The sequence below is a fragment of the Brunnivagina elsteri CCALA 953 genome (genome assembly GCF_002289455.1).
In the GTDB taxonomy this organism is placed as follows: Bacteria; Cyanobacteriota; Cyanobacteriia; order Cyanobacteriales; family Nostocaceae; genus Brunnivagina; species Brunnivagina elsteri.
Genome location: NZ_NTFS01000600.1, coordinates 1 through 2,774 on the forward strand (window position 1 = coordinate 1; position 2,774 = coordinate 2,774).

The following is a 2,774-nucleotide window of genomic DNA, read 5'->3' on the forward strand; positions in this document are numbered from 1 at the left end:
AGTGTATAAAGTTACTTAACTATACTTAGTGATTGAATGAGCATAAGCCTTGGAAAAAACTTTGTGATTTACTGAAAGTATTATTAAACACTATTTACAAATTTGGTTCTTCATTACTTGTTATGCTAAAAATGCTTATAAATAGCTCAAATTCCTTTCTGGGCAAGAAAGATAGCTTTTAATCTTGAATTTTGAACCTTTGGAATAAAATCAATATTAAATCTGCCCAAAAGCCTTGTCATTAAAGGCAAATTCCAGATTATTGTTTAAAGTTCAGCATAACACCTACGGAAGAACCACAAATTTATCCAACTTAGAATACCAATGTTTTGTTATGACAATCTAATATTAGTAAAATCAACAGTTATTCTTTGTATAAAATAAGTATCTACATCAGGCTGATTCGGTTTTGTAAATCAATTAAATCAGGATACAGATTAATATCAATTTGATTTAGTGCCCAATCAAAAAAGGAACTGAGAGAAATATATTGCGATTGTCTTTGCTGCATCGCTTTTTGAATATCTTTGCCATGAAACCAAATCAAATATTGTTTGGAAGTCCAAAACTCCTCTTGGGAAAATAGTTCTCGATATAAATCAATACTTTCTGTAAAGCTTTCTTGTGTCACTGTTTCAACAGCTTCCCGAAACTGCTCAATTAATACTAAAGCCTGCTGTTCACAATCTTGTAAATTCAATGACTGTGGCAGTTTCCCGCTACCACCCGTCCATGTTGTTTTTAACTGTTGACGACTTCCACTCGAACGCAACAAATCTGCTAATGCCCATCTCACCGTTTGATAATCTTGCAAACTTCTAGCTGCATCTTCAATCCATGCAGAAATAACCTCAACTCCCGGTGAATCTCCATGTCCCCATTTAGAAGTGGGGTTATTAAGTTTTTCTGTATATTTTGCCTGCCAATAGTTATGAATTAAATCAGCATCAAGCAAATAATTTTCAACGCAAGCTCTGTGAGTAAGAAACATCGAATTAAATTGAATCAACTCAACATTACTTGTAGGCTTAACATCAAAATCTCGATCTCGAAAAATAATATATTGTTGTTTTGTTGCAGCAGATGAAGAGAAGTAACCCTCAACAAAAACTGAAAATGTGAATTTACTACCAGAAGGAACAATTGTAGGCTTATTTGTTGAAAGATTTTCCACAACTCTATTCAGCAGCCTAAAATCCAAACTAGTTTGCTTCCCTTCACAAAAAATAACCTTGCCACTAACAACACTCACCCTATACCTCAACCCTGATAATATTTGCTTCCGGCACTAATTGCTCTATGTAATCGGAATGAGTGGTAATAATAAATTGATTATTAGTGCCTAATTTAGGTAAAGCTCGGAGTAAAGCCTGCTGCATTGGTGGATGTAGATGTAATTCAATTTCATCAATTAAAATCACAGAATTGTGAATATTCCAACTTGCAAAATCCATCAACATTGGGAAGATAGCACGCTCACCCCCAGACATTTCCGAAATCTCGTACTGGTTTTTGCCATCGTATAAATAAAACCAGGGTTCGCTGAGAATATCATCGACATTTTCTCGCAAAACTGGACCTTCAAAACTGCGTTCAGGGAAAACAGCCTTGTAAGTGCGTTCCACTTCAGCATATAAATCCTTTTGTCCTTGACGTAGATGCTGAATTTTTCCTAACTCAACATCTTGATGGAACTGTCGCCATTTAGAAAGGCGATCGCGTAATAAATCTTCGGTAATTTCTAATTTGCGATCGGGGTCTTCGGTCGTCAACGAGGTTGAAGTTCTTTGTTCGGTGTACCAAAGGATTGTACCGACTCGTTCAAATGCTTGGAATCCTTCACTTTTTCGTAATTGTTTGGCATATTCCCGTCCTTTAAATTGAAATAATTCAGGTGCGCTGTTTGCTTGTACACGCCCGTTTTGCCATTTCAATGTGACAAGATGATTCTCCGCAGGAGGATAAACATTGCGACCCATTGCTTGTAATTTCTGTTGGAAATCTCTCACTGCTTCAAGTTCGGGATGAGAAAACTCTAATTTTAAGCTAACTTCTGGTTCAAATCCTCCCCAGTTATTAGCCAGCAGTTCGTAGTTAAACCCCGCCCATTCCAAATCAGAGGGTTCCTTTAAACGTCCAGTTGCAGTACCTAATGTTGCTGCGATCGCCTGCAAAAGACTTGTTTTTCCAGCACCATTCATACCGACAATAACGATTACATCTCGCGCCAATCCAGTTTCTGGGTCGGTAAAATCGAATACTGGAGAAGACCGAAATTTCTTGAAATTCTTTAGCTGTAGGGATTGAACTTTCATCTATAGGAACTACTTTCTTCCAATAAACCTACCATTTGCCAACGGTAGCATAATTTTCATTTTACAGCTTATACTTCTGTGAAAAGTTTAAGCTCGTTTTGGATTTTAATTACAGAAAATACAATTATTGAGCTTTTCTGCATCAATTTCTGTCAGAGCAATTTTTACTCAAAAGTAATTTTTATATTTCTTTCAACCAACATATATAAACATAGTTGTATTGCCAATAGCCAGTATGTAATCTAACAATTGTTTGTTGAATTGGGCAGAAATTTAACTCAGCTTAAGTTCAGTTAAATCCTAACTAAAGTGACTGGATTTGTTAAATAATTTTTATTTCACAAATATTGTCGCAACACTTGAGCTTGCCCCTTTCAGCATCAACACTCATATTCAGTTGGAATTAAGCGAGCATGGTATATGAAAACGTAATCTATACCCAGAAAACACTTGCCGAAA

Annotated in this window: 2 protein-coding genes; both read right to left on the reverse strand. The window is 36.0% G+C overall.

Features of this window, described 5'->3' with window-relative positions; all coding sequences use genetic code 11:
- Positions 1-388: 388 nt before the first annotated feature.
- On the reverse strand, positions 389-1,252 hold the full coding sequence (locus tag CK510_RS28890) for a hypothetical protein (protein WP_095724909.1): 864 nt from the start codon (positions 1,250-1,252) through the stop codon (positions 389-391).
- 1 nt (position 1,253) lies between these two features.
- Positions 1,254-2,315 carry an AAA family ATPase gene (locus CK510_RS28895; protein WP_095724910.1) on the reverse strand — a complete coding sequence of 354 codons (1,062 nt, stop codon included), beginning with the start codon at positions 2,313-2,315 and terminating at the stop codon, positions 1,254-1,256.
- Positions 2,316-2,774: the final 459 nt, after the last annotated feature.